The following is a 2,784-nucleotide window of genomic DNA, read 5'->3' on the forward strand; positions in this document are numbered from 1 at the left end:
GGCCCCGAGCACGATCAGCAGGCCGACGATCGACAGGAATGCGATCAAGAGCTTGGTCTGGACGCGCGCCGGCAGCCGGGCAACCCAGCCAACGAGCCGGTTCGTTATGCTATTTGGATTCGTCCAAGAGGCTGACAAGGTCATCCCGGAACTCCTCCAAGTCGAACCGGACGCCAAGATACTGTACTCGCAAGATGCCATTCGGGTCTACGAGCGACGTCAACAAGGTATGGTCGACATCTCCGTTCGCCACCTTCTTCGCGATGACCCCATATTTCCGTCCAACCTCATGGACAATCGCCGGGTCGCCGGTAAGAAACGACCAGCCCTTCAGATCGGCGCCAAAATTGTGCGCATATTCCTTCAAGACATCGGGGGTATCGCGCTCCGGGTCGACAGTGATCGAAACGAAGTCGATCTTCGATCCGAACGTAGAGCCCAGCTTCTCCTGCACGCTGGCCATATGGGCGGTCAGCATCGGGCAGACCTCGGTACAGTACGTATAGATGAATGCAATGGCGACCACCTTGCCGCGGAAGTCGCGCAGCGACACCGGCTTGTGGTCCTGCGATATCAGCGTGAAATCCGGTGCAGTGCCCATCATGGGCAGGCGCTCGCTGTCCCCCGCGTGCGCTGACGCGTCGTGCGCAGAGGTATGCGCAGGCGCAGCGACGAGGGCGAGGAGCAACAACGCGCGCGTCGGCCAGCGGCTCATGTCTTCATCTCGCGCTTGAGCTCCTTAAGGAAACGCCAGTCGGTGCCGCTGGCGATGATCTGCTGTGGGCTCGATTTGATCATGCCCGTCTCCTGCATGCGCAGCGCGTAGAAGCGCATCGAGGCTTCGGCGTCGTAGTCCCGCCAGACGTCGTACCGCGTGTCGCTCAGCGTTTGCAGCGCGTATTCGTAGCTGTCGACGAAACCTCGCTCGACCATCTGCCCTGCACTCCATGCGGGATCCGACGCGCAGAGGTCGGCGCCCTTGACGATCGCCCTGAGCACGCGCTTGGTCGCCACCGGGTACTTGTTCACGTAGTCCGCAGCGGCCGAGGTCATGCAGCAGAAGTGCTGTGACCACGGGCGGTCGATGGTTGTGTTGAGGATCGTGTGGCCGATTTTCTTGGCACGCAGTTGCTGCGTCTCCGGCGGCGTGAAGAGGTATGCATCGAACTTTCCGTCGGCGAAGGCTTCCACCGGCTTGCTTTCCTCGACCCATTCGAAGTCGTTGTCGGGATCCAGTCCGATATAGGCGGCCATCAGGGCAACCAGCACGCGCGACGGCGCATCGATGTCATGCATGCCCACCCGCTTGCCCTTGAGATCCGGGATGCCTTGGATGTTGTCGTTGGCGATCAGCTCGAGACACCCGGAGTGCAGACCGCCAAGCACCTTGATTGGCACGCCGACGTCGATCGACGCGACATGGACCGGCGCGTAGTTCATGCTGAAATCCGTGTCGCCGCGCGCAATCCACACCGCCTGATCGACTTTCTCATCCCCCTGCACGTAGCGGACGTCGGTGAAGCCCTCCGCTTTGAGGAGCTCTCCGGCCAGGTACATCCCTGCCCAGCAATAGGCACCATCGATCCACCGCGGCAAGCGAACGGAGGTCGTTTCAGGGGGTGCCTCGGCCCAAGCGTCAGTCGTTGCGCCGATGAGACCTGCAGCGCCTGCTGCCGCAGCACCGGCCATGAAGTGGCGACGGTTCTGGATGATTTGCATGGGGTTCTTCCTCGCGTTGAAAATGGCACGGGGCTCGCTGCCTAGTCAGGTCTTCAGCTCGTGCTTCAGTTCGTTGAAGAAACGCCAGTCGGTGCCTTGGGCCAAGAGCTTTTGGGGGGTGCTCTTGAGCATCCCGACCTCGCGGAGGCGCAAGGCGTAGAAGCGCAGGGTGTCCTCAGCGCTATACTCACGCCAACCGTAGGGGATCGCCTTGATGACCTGGAGGGCATGGTCATAGCGCTTAGTATAGCCCTGCTCCACCAAGAACTGGGCGGACTGCTCGGGCTCGCTGGTGCAGAAATCCGCCGCTTTCAAGATGGCGCGGAGGGCGCGTTTGGTGGCCACCGGATTCGTGCGGACGAACTCCCGGTTCCCCGCCAGCATGCAGCAGAAGTATTGCGACCAGGGCCGGTCCACGGTGCTGCTAATCACTACATGGCCGATCTGCTGCTCCCGCATCTCCTGCGGTTCGGGGGGAAAGCCCAGATAGGCGTCGATCTTCCCCTCACTTAGGAGCCGGATGGACTCGGGGCCCGGATGCGTGACGAAGTGTATGTCCGTATGGAGGTCCAGGCCCACATAAGCCGTCATACTGGCGAGGAAGACGTATCGGCTGGAATCCAGCGACGGCACAGCCACGGTCTTCCCCTTGAGGTCGCGGATTGCTTGGACGCGATCGGTCCCGAACAGCTCAAAGCAGCCGACGTGGAGACCAGCCAGGATGACGATCGGATCCCCAGCCTCCAGGTGGAGAAGGAGCGGGGCGGCGAAATGCGCACTGAGGTCGGCTTCACCGGAGGCGAGAGCCGGCGCGATGTCTGCGGTCCCCCTCTTTTGGAGGTAGTGCACCTCGGTGAACCCTTCGCTTCGCAGCAGTTCTTCGGCTACATACTGGGGGGCCTGGCAGATGCTAGGAATCCGGATGAGCCGGATCCGCGTCGTCTCAGGTGGTGGCTCGGCAGCGGCTCGTCTGGGGTGCCAGCCCCGAAGCCCCGCCGTCCCCGCCAGCGGTATCCCACGCCGGAACCTCCGTCGGCTGAAACGTCCGGCGCATTGGGGACGCAT

General features: G+C 62.2%; 3 protein-coding genes. All 3 read right to left on the bottom strand.

Going from position 1 to position 2,784, the window contains the following annotated elements; genetic code table 11:
* Nucleotides 1-109: 109 nt before the first annotated feature.
* On the bottom strand, nt 110-715 hold the full coding sequence (locus EN742_RS30700; protein WP_126056329.1) for an SCO family protein: 606 nt from the start codon (nt 713-715) through the stop codon (nt 110-112).
* The gene (locus EN742_RS30705; protein ID WP_126056328.1) at nt 712-1,719 is read right to left on the bottom strand and encodes an ABC transporter substrate-binding protein; all 1,008 of its coding nucleotides are present in this window, start codon (nt 1,717-1,719) and stop codon (nt 712-714) included. Before EN742_RS30705 ends, EN742_RS30700 begins: the two co-directional genes overlap by 4 nt.
* Before the next feature lie 45 nt (nt 1,720-1,764).
* On the bottom strand, nt 1,765-2,784 hold a 1,020-nt coding region (locus tag EN742_RS30710), incomplete at its 5' end, for an ABC transporter substrate-binding protein (RefSeq protein WP_245492430.1).

Origin of the sequence: Mesorhizobium sp. M4A.F.Ca.ET.020.02.1.1, from assembly GCF_004022645.1 — a bacterium.
Taxonomy (GTDB): domain Bacteria; phylum Pseudomonadota; class Alphaproteobacteria; order Rhizobiales; family Rhizobiaceae; genus Mesorhizobium.